At 69.2% G+C, this 17,706-nt stretch carries 18 protein-coding genes; 11 read left to right on the plus strand and 7 right to left on the minus strand.

Translation table 11 applies throughout. From position 1 onward, the window contains the following. Positions 1-294 precede the first annotated feature (294 nt). Positions 295-774 (plus strand): hypothetical protein, encoded by a 480-nt coding sequence (locus tag MFF24_RS27410; RefSeq protein WP_133091978.1) that lies wholly within the window; start codon positions 295-297, stop codon positions 772-774. A 158-nt stretch (positions 775-932) separates the two neighbouring features. Further along, complete coding sequence (locus MFF24_RS27415) at positions 933-2,564, plus strand: ABC1 kinase family protein (protein WP_108939361.1); 1,632 nt, start codon at positions 933-935, stop codon at positions 2,562-2,564. Between the two features lie 77 nt (positions 2,565-2,641). On the opposite strand, the gene MFF24_RS27420 is transcribed toward MFF24_RS27415, so the two are convergent. The 3 genes from MFF24_RS27420 to MFF24_RS27430 form a co-directional block, all read right to left on the minus strand. Then, the gene (locus MFF24_RS27420) at positions 2,642-2,821 is read right to left on the minus strand and encodes a hypothetical protein (RefSeq protein ID WP_108939360.1); all 180 of its coding nucleotides are present in this window, start codon (positions 2,819-2,821) and stop codon (positions 2,642-2,644) included. A gap of 83 nt (positions 2,822-2,904) precedes the next feature. Next, a complete protein-coding gene (locus MFF24_RS27425) occupies positions 2,905-3,903 on the minus strand; it encodes an SDR family oxidoreductase (protein WP_238229060.1) in 999 nt (332 codons plus the stop codon). A 63-nt stretch (positions 3,904-3,966) separates the two neighbouring features. After that, positions 3,967-4,824 (minus strand): SDR family oxidoreductase, encoded by an 858-nt coding sequence (locus tag MFF24_RS27430; protein ID WP_238229061.1) that lies wholly within the window; start codon positions 4,822-4,824, stop codon positions 3,967-3,969. Positions 4,825-5,023: 199 nt separating this feature from the next. Between MFF24_RS27430 and MFF24_RS27435 the strand changes: the two genes are divergently transcribed. The 6 genes from MFF24_RS27435 to MFF24_RS27460 all read left to right on the plus strand — a co-directional run bounded on the left by MFF24_RS27435 (position 5,024) and on the right by MFF24_RS27460 (position 9,987). Next, positions 5,024-5,674, plus strand: a complete 651-nt coding sequence (locus tag MFF24_RS27435; protein ID WP_238229062.1) for an FUSC family protein — start codon at positions 5,024-5,026, stop codon at positions 5,672-5,674. A gap of 95 nt (positions 5,675-5,769) precedes the next feature. Beyond that, positions 5,770-6,942, plus strand: coding sequence for a zinc-dependent alcohol dehydrogenase (locus MFF24_RS27440; protein ID WP_133091973.1), 1,173 nt, complete (start codon positions 5,770-5,772; stop codon positions 6,940-6,942). Between the two features lie 50 nt (positions 6,943-6,992). Then, the gene (locus MFF24_RS27445) at positions 6,993-7,604 is read left to right on the plus strand and encodes a cysteine hydrolase family protein (RefSeq protein ID WP_238229070.1); all 612 of its coding nucleotides are present in this window, start codon (positions 6,993-6,995) and stop codon (positions 7,602-7,604) included. Between the two features lie 159 nt (positions 7,605-7,763). Then, positions 7,764-8,768, plus strand: coding sequence for an SDR family oxidoreductase (locus MFF24_RS27450; RefSeq protein WP_238229063.1), 1,005 nt, complete (start codon positions 7,764-7,766; stop codon positions 8,766-8,768). 155 nt (positions 8,769-8,923) lie between these two features. Beyond that, on the plus strand, positions 8,924-9,175 hold the full coding sequence (locus MFF24_RS27455; protein ID WP_133091969.1) for a hypothetical protein: 252 nt from the start codon (positions 8,924-8,926) through the stop codon (positions 9,173-9,175). Positions 9,176-9,606: 431 nt separating this feature from the next. Then, on the plus strand, positions 9,607-9,987 hold the full coding sequence (locus MFF24_RS27460; RefSeq protein ID WP_108939353.1) for a hypothetical protein: 381 nt from the start codon (positions 9,607-9,609) through the stop codon (positions 9,985-9,987). A gap of 78 nt (positions 9,988-10,065) precedes the next feature. Here the strand turns inward: MFF24_RS27460 and MFF24_RS27465 are convergent, their stop codons facing one another. The 4 genes from MFF24_RS27465 to MFF24_RS27480 all read right to left on the minus strand — a co-directional run bounded on the left by MFF24_RS27465 (position 10,066) and on the right by MFF24_RS27480 (position 14,411). After that, the gene (locus MFF24_RS27465) at positions 10,066-10,428 is read right to left on the minus strand and encodes a SpoIIAA family protein (protein WP_096483923.1); all 363 of its coding nucleotides are present in this window, start codon (positions 10,426-10,428) and stop codon (positions 10,066-10,068) included. Between the two features lie 74 nt (positions 10,429-10,502). Then, positions 10,503-12,680, minus strand: a complete 2,178-nt coding sequence (locus MFF24_RS27470; RefSeq protein WP_238229064.1) for a primosomal protein N' — start codon at positions 12,678-12,680, stop codon at positions 10,503-10,505. An 83-nt stretch (positions 12,681-12,763) separates the two neighbouring features. After that, on the minus strand, positions 12,764-13,921 hold the full coding sequence (locus MFF24_RS27475) for an MFS transporter (RefSeq protein ID WP_238229065.1): 1,158 nt from the start codon (positions 13,919-13,921) through the stop codon (positions 12,764-12,766). A 112-nt stretch (positions 13,922-14,033) separates the two neighbouring features. Continuing rightward, positions 14,034-14,411 carry a tautomerase family protein gene (locus MFF24_RS27480; RefSeq protein WP_238229066.1) on the minus strand — a complete coding sequence of 126 codons (378 nt, stop codon included), beginning with the start codon at positions 14,409-14,411 and terminating at the stop codon, positions 14,034-14,036. Positions 14,412-14,530: 119 nt separating this feature from the next. Between MFF24_RS27480 and MFF24_RS27485 the strand changes: the two genes are divergently transcribed. From MFF24_RS27485 to MFF24_RS27495, 3 genes are all read left to right on the plus strand, one after another. After that, the gene (locus tag MFF24_RS27485) at positions 14,531-15,442 is read left to right on the plus strand and encodes a LysR substrate-binding domain-containing protein (RefSeq protein ID WP_238229067.1); all 912 of its coding nucleotides are present in this window, start codon (positions 14,531-14,533) and stop codon (positions 15,440-15,442) included. After that, entirely contained in the window at positions 15,439-16,083 is a 645-nt protein-coding gene (locus MFF24_RS27490; protein WP_238229068.1) for an alpha/beta hydrolase, read from the plus strand. The genes MFF24_RS27485 and MFF24_RS27490 overlap by 4 nt, the downstream gene beginning before the upstream one ends. A 219-nt stretch (positions 16,084-16,302) precedes the next feature. Further along, the gene (locus MFF24_RS27495) at positions 16,303-17,472 is read left to right on the plus strand and encodes a complex I NDUFA9 subunit family protein (RefSeq protein WP_238229069.1); all 1,170 of its coding nucleotides are present in this window, start codon (positions 16,303-16,305) and stop codon (positions 17,470-17,472) included. Positions 17,473-17,706: the final 234 nt, after the last annotated feature.

Here is a 17,706-nt window from a genome sequence, read left to right on the forward strand (position 1 = left end):
CGCAACCAACACAACACACGACAACAGACACACAGCCCGCTGGCCAAAGCCACGCGGGCTGATTGCCGTTCAGAGCCCTCGCACCACGGCGGCTGGCATCCCGGACCCGCATCCCAGAGACCTGACAAGGGGAGGGGGCTTCAAAGCTCAGCCACCCGCGATCGAAAATGACCGAGCACGATACGCGCCGGTTTGTTCGACGATCTGCAAAAACCTGGGGGAGGGGAGGCGCCTCGTGACCTTGATGCCGCCCAGGTTGACGTCAGGATGGCTGCTCGATTCAGGGGCCCGCCCATGACTGCCTTTCGCACGCTTCTTCTGACGGCCGGGCTGCTCGTCGTCGGCACGGGCGGCTATCTCGGCTGGGCCCTGACCAGTGCGGAAGGATATGAGGCGGGTGGCCGCGTGCTGAAGGCGCGCTACGGCTTCCTCGTCATGCCGCATGCCGAGCGTCAGAGCCTGCGCAAGCTCGCGATGATGAAGGCGGCCGGCCAGTGCGAGTGGGAACTCGACGAACCCTTCTGGGCTCGGGTTTATCAGCTCTATGTCGGCGACGAACACGGGGTGCGCGCGGCCGTCTACGCGACGCTTCTCGACGAGCAGGAGCGCTACTTCCTGACGGATGCCGACCGCCGTCGCTGCCAGGCGGCCTGGGCCCGTTTCGGCACGGGCGGCGCCGACGTGCCCGGCATCCTGCGGATCATCGGTTCGGAGAATGCAGAGCCGGCTGAGAAGGTCCTGATCGATGTCCGCGCCGAGGCCGACGCACCCTGATCCGGTCGGCGACCAGGAAGGCTCGGGACCTCGGAGATCGAGCGCCGTCGTCGGCGCCAATCCTAAAAAAGCCCCATGGCCGGGCCATTGCGAATTGCCCGGCGAGGGCCGGATCGGTCTTGCCCGAACCGACGCTTCGCGCGACACGCAAGACCGCCATGCTCAAAACAGCCTTCGTCGCCGCGCGCGACCGCCAGCGCCTCTCGGAAATCGCTTCGGTCCTGATCGGCTTCGGGCTGACCAAGGTCGTCGACCGGCTCGGGCTGCACAACATCCCGCTCATCCCGCGCCGTACACCGCGGGTGGATGTCACCCGACTGTCGCAGCCGGAGCGGCTGCGCCGCGCCATCGAGACGCTGGGACCGACCTTCATCAAGTTCGGCCAGATCCTGGCGAGCCGCCCCGACCTGCTTTCGCCGGTCTGGACCGACGAGCTGGAGAAGCTGCACAGCCAGGTCAAGGCGGTGCCATGGGCGCTGATCGGCCCGCAGCTCGAGGCCGATCTCGGCGCGCCGCCGGAAGAGGTCTTCGCCGAGTTCGACGTCAACCCGATCGCCTCAGCCTCGATCGCCCAGGTGTACCGGGCGCGCCTGCATTCCGGCGAGGAGGTCGTGGTCAAGGTGCTGCGGCCCGGCCTTCGCAAGATCATCGAGGCGGACCTGCGGCTGATGGCGCATGGCGCCCGCATCGTCGAGGCGGAATGGCCGGAGATGGCCCGCTACCAGCCTCAGGAGCAGATGCGCCACCTCGCCAACGGCCTCAACGGTGAGCTCGACCTGCTCAACGAGGCCCGCAATTGCGAGATGATCGCCGAGATCTTCGCCGGGCGCGACGACATCGTCATCCCAAAGATCTTCTGGGAGTGGTGTTCCGAGCGGGTGCTCGTCCAGGAGTTCATCCACGGCGTCTCGCCCAACGACGCCGCGGCGCTGCGAGCGATGGGGGCGGACAAGAAGGCGCTGGCCCAGAAGGGCTGCGACGCCTTCCTACGCATGGCGCTGATCGAGGGCGTGTTCCATGCCGACCCGCATCCCGGCAACCTGCTGATCCTCCCCGACAACCGGATCGGCTTCATCGATTTCGGCATCGTCGGCCGGCTGTCGCAGAAGCGGCGCCAGCAGCTTCTGGTGCTGATCGGCGCCATGCTCAAACAGGATGTCGATGGCCTAATGGCCACCCTCCTCGACTGGACCGGCACATCGAACCCGGATCTGAGCAAGCTGGAGCAATCCGCCCAGAACTTCGTCCAGGCCCATTCCTCGATCCCGCTCAATCTTGGGCTGGTGCTCACCGACTTCATGACCATGGCCCGCGAGAACGACCTCGCGATGCCGACCGATCTCGCGATCCTGTTCAAGGGGCTCGTCACCGCCGACGGTGTGATGCGCCAGCTCGATCCCGGTTTCGACCTGTTCGCCGCCGCCGGCCCCACCGTGCGGGCGAGCATGCGCTCGCAATTCTCCCTGCGCGGACTGATGCGCAAGGCCGAATCGCTCGGGAGCGGCCTCTACGGCGCGGCCTCCGAACTGCCGACCCTGATCCACCTCATGCTGGTGCGTTTGAAGCAGGGGCGCGTCACCGTCGAGATCGAGCTGAAGGGGATGGACAAGCTCGTGCGCGGCATCGAGCGCGGCGCGGCGCGGGTGGCCGTCGGCCTCGTCGTGGCGGCCTTCGCGACGCAGCTCGCCCCGCGGCTGATCGATCTCGGCACGCCGGCCTTCGTCATCATCGGCATGACGGTCGCGATGCTCGGCATCGGCTGGCTGGTGCTGCTCAGCCGCGACCGTTGAGGCGGGCGCGGCCTCCGCCCGAGGGCGGGGGCCGTGGCCGTCCGATCGATTCAATGGTCCGTTACAAGGAAACGGGCTCAGGCCCGGACGACGGGCTTGGCCTTCAGCGCGGTGGCCAATGCCTTGAGCTGACGGTCGAGGTCGGCCAGTTCGTTCAGGGCGATGGTCTTGTGGCCCGCTTTGACCGCGCGCTCGATGTCGCTGACCTGCGAGGAGGCCATGCGCTTCAGTTCGGTCGCGAGTTGGTCCCTGGTCATCGGCGCTCCTTTCATCACCAGGCTCGATGGGCCGGTGATAGAGCTTCAGGCTTAACCGGGGGTTTTCTCGGCAGCCTTCGTGTTCACCGTTTCGATCGACCGGACCGGCCGCCGAGCCGGCTGCCGAGGGCCAGGGCGACGCCGGCACCGAGGACGGCCACGCCGATTCCGCTCAAGGTCGAGGCCGAGGGAATGCGCTTGCGTTCGAGCCAGCCGCCGTCCGACGCCGTGCCGTCCGGGACCGGCCGGCGCAGGGCTCCATAGGTCTTCGGAGCGGGCCCGGCACGCTCGAGAGTGCGGTTGAGGGCAAGACCCATCAAGTGCTCGGTCGGTCCGGGCGCGAGGGCGTAGGCCATTTGGGCCGCGCGGGCGGGCCAGCCCACCGCGATCTCGTCGCGGGGATGGCGCACGACGTGGACGAGGGTCTCGGCCACCTCCTCGGGCGCGTAGAGCATCAGGCCGGGATCGAGGGTGCGGCCGGAGACGTTGGCGCCGTGCACGAAGCCCGGCGTGTCGACCATCGCCGGAAACACCGCGCAGACATGGATGTGAGCGTGGCGCCGCAGCTCCTGGCGCAGGCTCGCCGAGAAGCCGCGCAGGCCGAACTTGCTCGCGGTGTAGGCGGCAGCGAACGGGGCCGGCGCCCAGCCGCCGAGTGACACCATGTTGACGAGGATGCCCCGCCGCCGTTCGAGGAAGCGAGGCAGGACGGCGTAGGCGCCGTGCATCGCGCCGAACAGGTTCACCTCGACGGTGCGGCGATGCAGGTCGAGCGGCGCATCCTGGAACGGGCCGAACACGCCGGTGCCGGCATTGTTGATCCAGGCATCGATCCGGCCGAAGCGATCCTCCGCCGCGCGAGCCAGGGCTTCGACGGCCTCCGGATCGGTGACGTCGGTGGGCACGGCGAGCGCCGCCGGGCCGATCCGGCTGCACTCCTCCGCGAGTCGGTCGAGCAGGTCCCGGCGCCGGGCCGCGACGATGACGTGCGCCCCCTCCCGTGCGAAGGCGAGCGCCGCGGCGCGGCCGATTCCGCTCGATGCGCCGGCGATGACGACGACGGCTCCGTGCAAATTCTTCAAGGCGGGCTCCCGGCGGAAGGCACCCGGCGACCCGGCCGGGTGCAAAGGACGAACACCAAGCCGTCAGAGGATCGGCTTGCCGCCGGTGACCGCCACCGTGGCGCCGGAGACGTAGCTCGACTCGTCCGAGGCCAGCATCACGTAGATCGGCGCGAGTTCCTTCGGCTGACCCGGCCGCTTCATCGGCACCTGTGAGCCGAACTGCTTCACTTTCTCGGCCGGCATGGTCGAGGGGATCAGCGGCGTCCAGATCGGGCCCGGCGCGACGCAGTTCACCCGGATGCCCCGCTCGGCCAGCATCTGTGCGAGGCCGCCGGTATAGTTCTGGATCGCGCCCTTGGTGGTGGCGTAGGCGAGCAGTTGCGGGCTCGGCGTGTCGGCGTTGACCGAGGTGGTGTTGATGATGGCCGCGCCCTCGCCCATGTGCGGCAGCGCCGCCTTGGTCAGGTAGAACATCGCGTGGATGTTCACCTGGAAGGTCTTTTCCCACTCCTCGTCGGAGATCTCTTCCGGGGTGTCGAAGGTCGCCTGATGCGCGGCGTTGTTCACGAGCACGTCGATTTGCCCGAAGGCCTCCACCGCCTGCTCGACGATGCGCCGGCAATGGGCGGCCTCGCCGATATTGCCCGGCACCAGAACCGCCTTGCGCCCCGCCTCCTCGATCAGGCGGCGTGTCTCGGCGGCGTCCTCCTCCTCGTCGAGGTAGGAGATCAGCACGTCGGCACCCTCGCGGGCGAAGGCGAGCGCCACGGCGCGGCCGATGCCGGAATCGCCGCCGGTGATGATCGCCTTCTTGCCCTCCAGACGCCCCGATCCCTTGTAGCTCGTCTCGCCGTGGTCCGGCTTCGGGTACATGGCGCGGGTCGAGCCGGGCATCGGCTGCGGCTGATCGGGAAAGGGGGGCTTGGGAAAGGCTTCCATGGGCCGGGCTCCGGTGCCTCGTGATGTAGGAGGTGTCCGGACAACCCCGCCGCGCGGGCAGGGTTCGACGCAGATTTGACCTGTCCCATCGGCCCCGCTCCGCGTTTCGGTCCATGGAAGAGGGCGATGGTGGCGTCGCCTTGCCGCCATCGCTCGCGCGTCGCGGCGCATTCCAGGAGGAAGAGGGAAGAAAGAGCGGATGCCGGCCGACAGCGCTTTGCCTGACAAGGAGACCGAGATGGGACCAGAGCGGGCAGCGCCGAACGGTGCGCGGCAGGAGAGCGCTGCCGAGACGCGCCGAGCCGACCGCGACACCAGCCGCATCCGCTGGCTGCGGGATCAGGCCGCGCGGCTGCACAAGCGCCTGCCGCTGCGCCGCCGTCTCACCGGCGGCCTCGCGCACGGAATCATGTCGTCGGTCGCCGCGGTCGCCGCCTACCTGCCGACCCAGTTGTTCGGCCTGCAAGAAGGATTCTGGGCAGCGATCACCGCGGTGGCGGTGGCCCAGACCGAGCTCGGCGCGACCCGCTCGACCGCCCGGGACCAGTTCACCGGTGCAGCGATCGGCGGCCTGATCGGTCTTGCCGCCTATCTCGCCCTGGGGCCATCGGTTCCGGCCTACGGCGTGGCGGTGGTGCTGGCGATCCTCGTCTGCTGGCTCGTCAACGTGGCGAGTGCCTGCCGGCTCGCCGGCATCACCGCCACGATCATCCTCCTCGTGCCCCATCTCGGGCCGGTGGAGCGGATGGCGGGTTCGCGGGTCGTGGAAGTCGGCTGGGGCGTGTGCGTGGCCCTCGCAACCGTCTGGCTCGTGACCCGCGTGAACCGCTGGCTCGGGGTCAAAGTGTAGCGTTCGACTTTCGGCGAGGAACTTGGCCGTACGGCCACGAGGTTTCCTGCGGCGATACCTAGACGGCATCACCGGTCGAACCTCGAGGACGTCTCATGAAGGCACTGTGCTGGCACGGCAAGGGCGACATCCGCTGCGACACCGTGCCGGATCCGACGATTGAGGATTCCCGCGACGTCATCATCAAGGTCACGTCCTGCGCGATCTGCGGCTCCGACCTCCACCTGATGGACGGTCAGATGCCGACCATGAAGTCGGGCGACGTGCTCGGTCACGAATTCATGGGCGAGGTGGTCGAGACCGCACCGGGCTTCACCAAGTTCAAGAAGGGCGATCGGATCGTTGTGCCCTTCAACATCAATTGCGGCGAGTGCCGTCAGTGCAAGCTCGGCAACTGGTCGGTCTGCCAACGTTCGAACCGCAACGCCGAGATGGCGGCGGCGCAGTTCGGCTTCACCACCGCCGGCCTGTTCGGCTACTCGCATATCACCGGCGGCTACTGGGGCGGTCAGGCTGAGTATGTCCGCGTGCCGATGGCCGACGTGGCGCCGATGAAGGTGCCCGACGGGATGGACGACGAATCCGTCCTGTTCCTTACCGACATCCTGCCGACCGGCTGGCAGGGCGCTGAGCATTGCGAGATCAAGGGCGGCGAGATCATCGCCGTGTGGGGCGCCGGGCCGGTCGGCCTGTTCGCGATCCAGTCGGCCCAGATCATGGGCGCCGAGCGGATCATCGCCATCGACACCGTGCCCGAGCGCCTGGCGCTCGCCCGGAAATACGGCGCGACCGACATCATCGACTTCGCCAAAGAGGATGTGTTCGAGCGGATCAAGGAGATCAGCCGGGGCGAGGGGGCCGATGGTGTGATCGACTGCGTCGGCATGGAAGCGAGCGCCGGCCACGGCGTATCCAGCCTGATCTCGACGCTGCAGGAGAAGCTGACCTCGACCGAGCGGCCCTACGCGCTGATGGAGGCGATCCGGGCGGTGCGGCCCTGCGGTATCGTCTCGGTGCCCGGCGTCTACGGTGGCCCGATCCCGCTCAACATGGGCGCGATCGTGCAGAAGGGCCTGACCATGAAGAGCGGTCAGACCCACGTGAAGCGCTACCTCGAACCGCTGACCAAGCTGATCCAGCAGGGCAAGTTCGACACCGCCTCGCTGATCACCCACCGCTCCACCGACCTCGCCGACGGTCCCGACCTCTACAAGACGTTCCGCGACAAGAAGGATGGCTGTGTGAAGGTCGTCTTCCACCCGAACTGAACCGAGCGAGCGGAAGAAGAACGATTTCGGAGCAGGGCATGGCGGGCGAGATGGCGGGCAAGGACGGTCTGAAATTCGGTGAACTCGGCCCACGGGCCGCCCATCTCTGCGTCGACGCGCAGCGGATGTTTGCCGAGGAGACCGACTGGCACACGCCCTGGCTCGCCCGCATCCTGCCCAATATAGAGCGCCTCACCGCCGCCCATCCGGAGCGGACCGTGTTCACCCGCTTCGTGCCGATCCGCTCGGCCGAGGAAGGGAGAGGGGCGTGGCGGCGCTACTACGATCACTGGCCCAAGATGACCCTCGACGCGCTCGGGCCCGAGATGGTCGACTTGGTGCCGAGCCTGATCCGGTTCACGCCGCCGGCCAAGGTCGTCGACAAGCTCGTCTACTCGCCGTGGATGAAGCCCGATCTGGAGCGGATGCTGGAGGCGGAGGCCATCGACACCCTCGTGGTGACGGGGGGCGAGACCGATGTCTGCGTGCTCGCCACCATCCTCGGCGCGGTCGATCGCGGCTACCGCGTCATCGTCGCTTGCGACGCGGTCTGCTCGTCGGCCGACCAGACCTACGACGCGATGATGTTCCTCTACCAGAGCCGCTTCGGCGAGCAGATCGAGACGGCGCCGACCGCGGAGATCCTGGACGCTTGGCACTGACTTTGGCGGTGACTTCGGGGCTGCCCGCCGGTGATCCGCCGCCGCTCTTCTGAAACTGCAGAAACTGAGCCGTTCGCGGGCGGGTTCACCGGCTGACTACCTTCGGGACAACGCCTGCGCGCAGGGCTCCCGATCATCCCGTGATCACAGGAGACGTGCATGCCGAGCGCCGCCAAGAAGCCGCTGGACCGGCAGGTCATCGTCATTACCGGCGCCTCCAGCGGCATCGGGCTCGCGACCGCGCGCATGGCCGCGGCTCGTGGTGCCCGGGTCGTGCTCGCCGCCCGCAACCGGGAGGCGCTGGCCGAGATCCGGGCGGAGATCGAAAGGCAGGGCGGCGAGGCGCTCGACGTCGTCACCGATGTCTCGGATCGCGCGCAGGTCGAGGCGCTGGCTCGCGCCGCGATCGATCGCTACGGCCGCATCGACACCTGGGTGAACGATGCCGGGCTCTCGATCATCGGCCGGCTCGAAGAGGTCGAGGACGGTGACCACCGGCGCCTGTTCGACGTCAACTTCTGGGGCGTCGTCTACGGCTCACTCGTGGCGCTGCCGCACCTGAAGGCGAGCGGCGGCACGCTGATCAATCTCGGCAGCGTCGCCTCCGACGTCGCCTTCCCGCTCCAGGGCATGTACAGCGCCAGCAAGCACGCCATCAAAGGCTTCACCGACTCCCTGCGCATCGAGCTGAAGGAGGAGGGGGCGCCGGTCGCGGTTACGCTGATCAAGCCGGCGGCGATCGATACGCCCTTCCCGGCGCACGCCCGCAACTACACCGACCGTGAGCCGAAGCTGCCCCCGCCGGTCTACCGCACGGAGGAGGTCGCCGAGGCGATACTCCACGCGGCCGTGCATCCGCGCCGCGACATCTATATCGGCGGCGGCGGGTGGGTCATGAGCGCGGCACAGGCCGTGGCGCCGCGGGTGTTCGACACGGTCGGAAGCAGCATGGCCGGCCTGCAGCAGCGCGACGAGCCGCCCCGCCGTCCCGAAGGGTCGCTGTACCAGGCGGGCGTCGGCGGCCGCACCGCCGGAAGCCATCCGGGCTACGTGATGCGGCGTAGCCTCTACACGCGCGGCGCACTCCATCCGCTCACCACCGCCGCGGTCGTCGCCGGCATTGGGCTCGCTGCCGCAAGCCTCATCGGTGGCAGCCGCCGCTGATTGCCGAACCGACGGAGGCGGGGGAGCGCGCGATCGAGCCCCGCCGCCTGCTCCCACGCTGCCTCACCCCCCCTGCATCTTCGCCGAACCGTCATCTACTTTCGCGACGATGCGCCCGAGCCTCAACCGCATGGATGCACCGAGAGGGAGCCGACGTGGCGAGCCTTGAGAGAACCCTCGATACTTTCTCGGCGCTGCTCGCCTCCGAGCAGCCGGCACAGGTCGGCGAGGCGGACGACGCGATCTGGGCCTACTTGGCCGCGCATGACGGCCTCGACGCCCAGGTGCGGGCTCTCGACCGACTCGGGCAAGGCGTGGCCGGGCTCGACGCCTCATCCGCCTTCATGCCGATCCTGCTCGACGCCCTAGACCGCCATCGGGCGCGGCTGGCCGAACCCTCCGCCTGAACGAGCTGATGCCTCGGCTTGTGCTGCCTCTCGCAGGCGGCTTCTTCTGCGCGCCTGAAGCCCAAGAATCATTGCAGCGCTGCCAAGCCGTCGCGACGCGCGCGGCTAGGATCGAGCAAACGTCACTGTTCGGCGCCTTCAGGCAAGGGTTTTGGCTGTTTCGCTCAATATGTAAGGTGCTGCTCAGCGGTTTCTAAAGCTACGCTTGCAACGCCGCGCTACGCGAAAGCCGCATAATTCTGAGCCTCTTCGTTGGCGGCGCGTCCCTTGTTCCACGAGCAGTCGTGATTTGTCGGAAACCGAGGCATCGGCCACCGTCATATTGTCGCCTTCTGTTCGCGTAGAGTGCGGACATCTCACAGATCGACGGTACGGACAGCGCAGGCGACGGCGCACCGTACGTTCACCCTCGTCGCTGAGCTGGATCACGCATGCCCAAGTTCGCCCTCACCGCCGCTCTGGCCGCCGCGCTCGTCTCGCCGGCGATGGCGGGAGATTTCGACGGGACATGGTCGGTCCAGCTCGTGACCGAGAGCGGCCTGTGCGACGCTCAGTACAGCTACACCCTCGCGGTGCGGGACGGGCAGGTTCGTCCGATCGCCAACGCCGCCTCGGGCAGCACGATGGTGACCGGTCGCGTCGGCGCTGGTGGCGATGTGGGCCTCAACGTCGCGACGGCGGCTGCGAACGGCACCGCCTCGGGTCAGCTCAAGGCGCGCGGAGGCTCCGGAACCTGGCGCGTCTCCGGCGGCCTCTGCACCGGCCGCTGGATGGCCAAGCGCCACACTGTCCGCACCGCATCGGCCGAGTGACACCGAAAGTCTTTCAGATCTTGAGGGGCGGGCCCGCAAGGCCCGCCCTTTTTCGTGCGAGGGCGGCCCGCGGCTCGTTCAGACCGCCGCTTCGAGCCAGGTCCGCGCCTCACCAATGCGGGCGCGCTCGAACACCTTGATCTGCACCGGTGAGACGAAGCCGAAGGTCTCGGCCACGGCGCGCAGCCAGGTCGCGTCGGTGACGAGCGCCACGTGGCTCACGCCCTTCATCATCGAGATGCCGAAGCGGGGATCCTTGAAGAAAGCCGCCGGCTCCATGCCTTCGAAGCTGCGGATGTCCTCCAAGAGCTTGAGACGGCCGCCCTTGTCGAGGTCCGCCTTCATCGCGGTCATCACCGCGTTCATCTCCTCGTCGGAGATCTTTCCATCGACGACGATCTCGGCGATCGCGGAATCGGGCTTCTTCTCATAGGTCAGCAAGGCGCGGCGCTCCTCGAATGAGCCGAGGGCCAGAGACCAAGAGAGGACCTCGAGCCGGCGGCGAACGGGGCCGATTATAGAAAGCTCTGCGGGTCCACGTCGATTGCGACCTTGAGGTTACCCCGCGGCTTCGGTCCGCGGGCGAGCCAATCCCGCAGATAGCTCTGCACGTCGATGCCGCGCTCGGTCTTCACCAGCAGCCGGAAGCGCCAGCGCCCCCGCACCAGAGCGAGCGGCGCCTCGGCCGGGCCGAGCACGCTGACGCCGGCTGGCGGATCGGCGACCCGCGCGAGCGCCTGACCGTGCGCCTCGGCCTTCTCCCGCTCCTCGCCGGAGACGATCAGCGCCGCGAGCCGCCCGAACGGCGGCAGCCCCGCCGCCTCGCGGGCCCAGATTTCTTCCTCATAGAACCGGTCGGCATCGCCGGAGAGCAGCGCAGCGATGACCGGATGTTCGGGCTGGTAGGTCTGGACCAGCGCGCGCCCCGGCCGCTCGCCGCGCCCCGCGCGGCCTGTCACCTGCTGCAGGAGCTGGAAGGTGCGCTCGGCGGCGCGCGGATCGCCGGAGGTGAGGCCGATATCGGCGTCGAGCACGCCGACCAGCGTCAGGTGCGGGAAGTTGTGTCCCTTGGCCACGAGCTGCGTGCCGATGACGATGTCGCAATCACCCGCCGCCACGGTCTCGAGCTCCTGGCGCAGCCGCTCCGCACCGCCGGGAAAGTCGCTCGACAGCACGACGATGCGCTGCTCGGGAAACAGCTCGGTCACCTCCTCGGCGATCCGCTCGACGCCCGGCCCGCAGGGGGTGAGATGGTCGAAGGCGCCGCACTCGGTGCAGGCCTCGGGCTTGCGCTCGGCGTAGCCGCATTGATGGCAGACCAGCGCCCGGCGGAAGCGGTGCTCCACCAGCCAGGTCGAGCAGTTGCGGCACTGGTAGCGGTGGCCGCAGGCCCGGCACAGGGTGAGCGGCGCGTAACCCCGCCGGTTGAGGAACAGCAGCGCCTGATCGCCCGCCGCCAGCGTGCTCTTGACCGCGTTCACCATGGGCGGCGACAGGAAGCGTCCGCGCTCCGGCTTGTCGAGGCGCATGTCGATGGCGGCGATGTCGGGCAGCGGCCGCCCACCGAAGCGGCCGGGGAGCACGACGTGGCGGTAGCGCCCGCTCTGCGCGTTGACCCGCGACTCGATCGAGGGGGTCGCCGAGGCCAGCACGACCGGGCAGCCCTCGATCTTGCCGCGCACCACCGCCATGTCGCGGGCGTGATAGTGGACGCCGTCCTCCTGCTTGTAGGCGGTTTCGTGCTCCTCATCGACGACGATGAGGCCGAGAGTCTTGAAGGGCAGGAACAGGGCCGAGCGGGCGCCGACCACCACCGAAACCTCGCCCGCGGCCACCCCGGCCCGCAGCCGCTCGCGGCGCCTACCGCCGATTCCGGAATGCCAGGTGGCCGGCCGCACGCCGAAACGCCCGGCGAAGCGGTCGAGAAATTGCGCGGTGAGCGCGATCTCCGGCATCAGCACCAGGGCTTGGCGCCCCTGCCGCACGCATTCGGCCACCGCCTCGAAATAGACCTCGGTCTTGCCCGAGCCGGTGACGCCTTCGAGGAGGATGGTCTCGCCGGTCACCGTCTCCGTCGGAGAGGGGGCGCTCGCGATCAGAGCATGCGCCGCCTCCGCCTGCGCATCCGACAGCGGCACCCGTGGATGGTCCGGGTCCGGCGGCAGGGCCACGGGCTCGGGCATCAGCGCCACCGTCTCCAGCGCGCCGTCGTCGATCAGCCCATCGACCACGCTGACCGAGACGCCGGCCTCCTTGGCGAGTGCGCTCTTGCCCCGCACCGCCCCGTCGGCCGCCACGGCCATCACCTTGCCGCGGGCCGCCGTCTGCCGGGTTGGCGGCTTGCCGGAGGGGCGTACGCCGATCCGGGGCGCTTCGTTGCGGGCGGTCTCGTCGGGCAGCCGCAGGGCCATGGCGAGCGCCGAGCCCTTCGGCGCCAGGGTGTAGCGGGCAAGCCAATCGACCAGTTTGCGCAGGGAATCCGAGAGCGGCGGCGCCTCGACCCTACCCGTCACCGGCCGCAGATTGCCGCCGGACGCCCGCTCATCGAGCCCCCAGACCACGCCGATCGTCTCGCGCGGGCCGAGCGGCACCTGCACGATGTCGCCCTCGGCCAGGGTGAGACCGGCCGGCACCGCGTAGCTGTAGGCGGTATCGAGCGCGAGCGGGATCAGGATGTCGGCGACGACGGGCATGGAATCACGAGAGCGGCCTGTTTGTTCTATATATGTCCCGGCGCGCGAAGGCGAATGTCTCCGCGCCAATCGCACAATTTGGCTTATCGGACGTTCGAGAGCCCGCGCGCAACGGGAACGGCCGAGAGGCTTACCGCGGCCATCACCCAGAAGCCCCCCGTGCCGAACCGACCGTAGAGCCAGCCCGCCAGCAGCGTCATCAGCGCCGAGGCGAGGCCGAGCCCGAACGTGCCGTAGAGCGTCAGCGCAGTCGCCCGGCGGTGATCCGGTACGATCTGCGCGATCAAGTGCAGGCAGGCGAGATGCAGGAGCGCGAAGGTGAACCCGTGCAGCGCCTGGATCGCGAAGAGGGCGGGCAGCCAGGCGGTCTGTGCCTGCACCGCCCAGCGCAGCACCCCCGCGAGGGCGGCCAGCATCAGCGATCGCGCAGGGCCGATTCGCGCCACGAGCCGCGGCCCGAGCCAGAGGAACACCAGCACCTCCGCCGCGACCGCTTCCGCCCAGAGCAGGCCCGCCACCCGAGGCGCGAGGCCCGCCGCCTGCCAGACGATGACGGCGAAGGCGTCGTGCATGGCATGCGCCCCGATCACCAGGGCGGCGGCGAGGATGAGCCGGCGGAAACGCGCATCCCCGGCAAGCACCGCGAACCCGCCCTCCGCTGTCTCGGCTGGCGGTACGGGAGCGGAGGTCACCGGCCGGCGCAGCGTCAACGCTGCGCCGATGGCGAACAGCACGCCACAGGCGAGCGGCCCGACACGGTGACCGACGATGCCGATGAGATGACCGGCGAGGATCGTGGTCGCGATGAAGGCGGCCGAGCCGGCAGCACGGATGCGGCCGTACTCAGCGCCGTCGCGGCCGTTGGCGAGCACCATCGCATCGGCCAGGGGCGCGAGCGGCGCGGTCGCCGCCGCCTGCGCGAGGGCGACGGCAAGCAGCACGACAAAGCCGTGGCTCCCGAGGAATGCGAGGGTCAGGGCCGCCGAGAGGGCGAGCCCTCCGGCCAGGACAGCGCGCACCGCGCCGAACCGGTCGGCGAGCCGACCCACCAGCGGCCCGGCGGCGAGCCGCACCAGCATCGCGGCCGACAGCAGGGTCCCGATCTCGCCCGGTCCGAGTCCCTGCGTCGCGAGAAAGGCCGGCAGGAAGGGCGAGAGCGCACCGTAGCCACCGTAGAGCGCGGCGTAGAGCAGGAGGAGCCGGTTGACCGACGCGCTGTGCCGTTCCCCTGCCGCCGACACACCGCGCCCCGCTGCGAATCTCCGATGCGAAGATGCCAGGGAACCGGCGTGGATCGAAGCGCGGCCCGCCGCTCCTTCCCGGACCCGACCTGATCAGGACGGTTGGGTTCGGCTATCTCCGCGCCGCCTGCGTGAGGCCGCCATAGCCCCAGGCATCGGCCGGCACCTCCTGCACGACGACGTAGGTCGCCAGCGGCAACGGTCCGGGCAGCGTCCGCACCAGCAGGTCATGGGCGGCGGCCACGAATTGCGCCTTCTCCTCCGCCGTGTTGGTGCTCTGCGTCACCCGGGCCTCGACATGCGCCGCCCGCGCCACCGCCGCGCCGCCGACGGACCAGCCGCCGGCCGGTGCCGGTTCGACCAGAACGGCGGTGAGATCCGCCCGCTTGCCGAGCACCTCGGCCATCAGGGCGGTGATCCCCCGTTGGAGATCCGCAACGATGGCGGGCTCGGTCTCAAGACCGGCGATCGTGAGTCTGACGAAGGGCATGGCGCGCTCCTCTTGCCTGTGACGGCGGCCGATCCGCCGTTGACGCCCGCGATTGAACCGCGCAGCATCGTTCAGGAAAATCGCGTAGTTCTTCATCGAGATTTCGGAAAAACTGAACGATGGCCGCCCTGCCGGTGAATCTCGACATGGACGTGCTGCGCACCTTCGTGACCGGGATCGACCTCGGCAGCTTCGCCAAAGCCGCCGACTGTCTTGGACGCTCGCCCTCGGCAATCAGCCTACAGATGCGCAAGCTGGAAGATCAGGTCGGCCAGACGCTACTGCGCCGGAACGGTCGAGGCCTCGCATTGACCGAGCCGGGCGAGATGTTGCTGGGCTATGCCCGTCGCCTCCTCGATCTCAACGATGCGGCGGTGAGCGCCGTCGCAACACCCGCCCTGTCCGGCTCGGTCCGCCTCGGCCTGCCCCAGGATTTCACCGAGACCGGGCTGCCGACCGTGCTCGCCCGCTTCGCCCGGCTGCACCCGGCCGTGCGGGTCGAGGTGCATGTCGAGCGCGACGCCGTCCTGCGATCCGAGTTGGAGGCCGGCCGCCTCGACCTGGCGCTGGTCTGGGACGCGACTGGCGCGGCGGGGGAGGGAAGCCTGGTCGCGCACCTGCCCCTGGTCTGGATCGGACCGCGCGCGGGAGTGGTGGGCGCAGCCCATCGCCCGTTACCGCATCCTTTGCCGCTCGCGCTGTTCGGGACGCCCTGCCTGTTCCGCCACGCCGCGCTCAAGGCCCTTGATGCGGCCGGCATTCCCTGGCGCGTCGCCTTCAGCGGCCCCGGTCTCGCAGGTCTATGGGCGGCGGTGGCCGCCGGCCTCGGTGTGACCCTGCGCACCCCGCACGGGCTTCCGCCGTCTCTGCGGCCCCTCGATCCGGACGAGGCCGATTTGCCGCCGCTGCCGAGCCTGCGTCTGCGCTTGGTCCGCGGCATGGGTGGCGCCGATCCGGCGGTCGAGCGTTTTGCCGAACTCCTCCGCGAGACACTGGCCGAGACCACGCGCGTAGTGGCCCCGCTTCCGTGAGCGAGGGCGTCCTCCTCCTGCACGGCATCGCTCGCCGGGCCGCCTCGCTGCGCTCCCTGGAGCGGCGGTTGACGGCCGAGGGCTACGCCACGCTCAATCTCGATTATCCGGCTCGACGGCTGGGACTGGCAGACATCGCCGAGACGATCGCGCCCGCGATCCTGGGGTTCGCCGATGGTGTGAGCCGCCTTCACCTCGTCACCCATTCCATGGGCGGTCTCGTCGCCCGCGTGCTCCTGGCCCGGCACCGGCCCAAGAGTCTCGGGCGGGTGGTGATGCTCGGGCCGCCCAACGGCGGCAGCGAGGTCGCCGACGCGCTGCACCGCCTCGCGCCCTACCGCCGCGTCTTCGGCCCGGCCGGCGCCGAACTCGTGACTTTGCGCGGAACAGTCCAGGAGCGTCTGTTCGGCACGGTCGATTACCCGCTCGGCGTGATCGCCGGCCGCCGCAGCCTCTATCCTCTGGCTTCCCTCCTGCTGCCGGGGCCGAACGACGGACGCGTCACCGTCGCGCGCACCCGCGTCGAGGGCATGACCGACCACATCGTGCTCCCGGTCGCGCACCCGACGATGATGTGGAACCGGCGGGTTCAGGCCGAGACCGTGCATTTCCTGCGCGAGGGCCGCTTCGGTGAGCGGTGAGGAATCGCCATGCGGGTTGAGGCGCCGCAATGAGCCGGCAACCAAGGTCTGGAACGATCGGCGATCGGTTCCATTTTCCTTGTGCCGGCAGGCTGCCCTCGCCTTCAAACTGGTCTAAGGAGCGTGCTGCCGACGGTCGCGCTCCGGGGCGCGTCGGCCGTGCGGTCTTTCTGCCGCCCGCCTCGACGTGTCACCCGAGAAAAGGGGCCACCATCGGCCATGAGCAGCCTCGTCACCGCGCCCGGCGCCACGACCCGTCCGCAATCGCAGCTCGTGACCGTGTTCGGCGGGTCCGGCTTCCTCGGGCGCCACGTGGTGCGGTCCCTGGCCAAGCGCGGTTACCGCATCCGCGTCGCCGTGCGCCGCCCGGATCTCGCGCTGTTCCTGCAGCCCCTGGGCAAGGTCGGCCAGATCGTCGCCGTGCAGGCCAATCTCCGCTACCCCGATTCGGTCCGCCGCGCGGTCGAGCATTCCGACATCGTCATCAATCTCGTCGGCATCCTGCAGGAGACGGGCAGCCAGCGCTTCTCGAAGCTCCAGACCGAGGGGGCCGGGGAGATTGCCCGCGCGGCCGCGGCGGTCGGAGCGAAGCTGGTCCATGTCTCGGCGATCGGCGCCGATCCGGATTCGCCCTCGGTCTACGCCCGTTCCAAGGCGCTCGGTGAGGCGGAGGTGCTGCGGGCCGTTCCCGATGCGATCATCTTCCGCCCCTCGCTGGTGTTCGGCCCCGGCGACAGCTTCTTCAACCGCTTCGCCTCGCTCGCGACCTTCCTGCCGGCCCTGCCGCTGGCCGGCGCGCAGAGCCGCTTTCAGCCGGTCTTCGTCGGCGATGTCGCGGAGGCCATTGCCCGCGCCGTCGATGGACTCGTGCCCGGTGGCCGCGTCTACGAGCTCGGTGGACCGGAGGTGAACACGCTCGAATACTTCGTGCGCTACATGCTCGAAGTGACGATGCGTCGCCGCGCGGTGCTCGATCTGCCCGAGCCTCTGGCGCGCCTGCAGGCCCGCGTGATCGAGATCGCCGATACGCTGACCCTCGGCCTGCTGCCAGCCAACCTGAAGCTGACGCGCGATCAGGTCGTCCTGCTCCAGAACGACAACGTGGTCTCGGAAGCCGCGAAGGCGGAAGGACGCACCATCGAGGCGCTCGGCATCGTGCCGACGGCGGTCGAGGCGGTCGTGCCGGGCTACCTCTGGCGGTTCCGCAAGGCAGGGCAGTTCGCCCAAGGCCGTGGCACCGAGGCGGAGGCCGGCGTCCCTGATCTGCTCGCTCCAGAGAGCGAGTCGACCCAATCGCTTCACCGTCCGTCCCGTGCGAGCGGCCCTGCGATCGGCCAGAAGGCTGCGGGTCAAAGTCAGATGGGTTCGCGCTGGGGTACGCGCGGCTGAAGGGCGAGGGCACTCCCGAAGCGGAGTGCCTCTCCAATGTCCTGCAAAGACCCCTAGCGGCCGTCCTCGCACTTTTTGCGATTTTCCGATTGACGTCCGTCGCCGGGGTCCATATACCCATTTTCACCGACGGGGCGCCGCGGTCCACCGGTTGGTGGGGCGGGGGTTCTGGCGGTCTTCGGGATTGTTGGTGGAGCGGAGCTGATCCGGGTGACTGGATCGGGCGATCGCTGT

Source organism: Methylorubrum aminovorans, from assembly GCF_022179725.1.
GTDB lineage: Bacteria > Pseudomonadota > Alphaproteobacteria > Rhizobiales > Beijerinckiaceae > Methylobacterium > Methylobacterium aminovorans.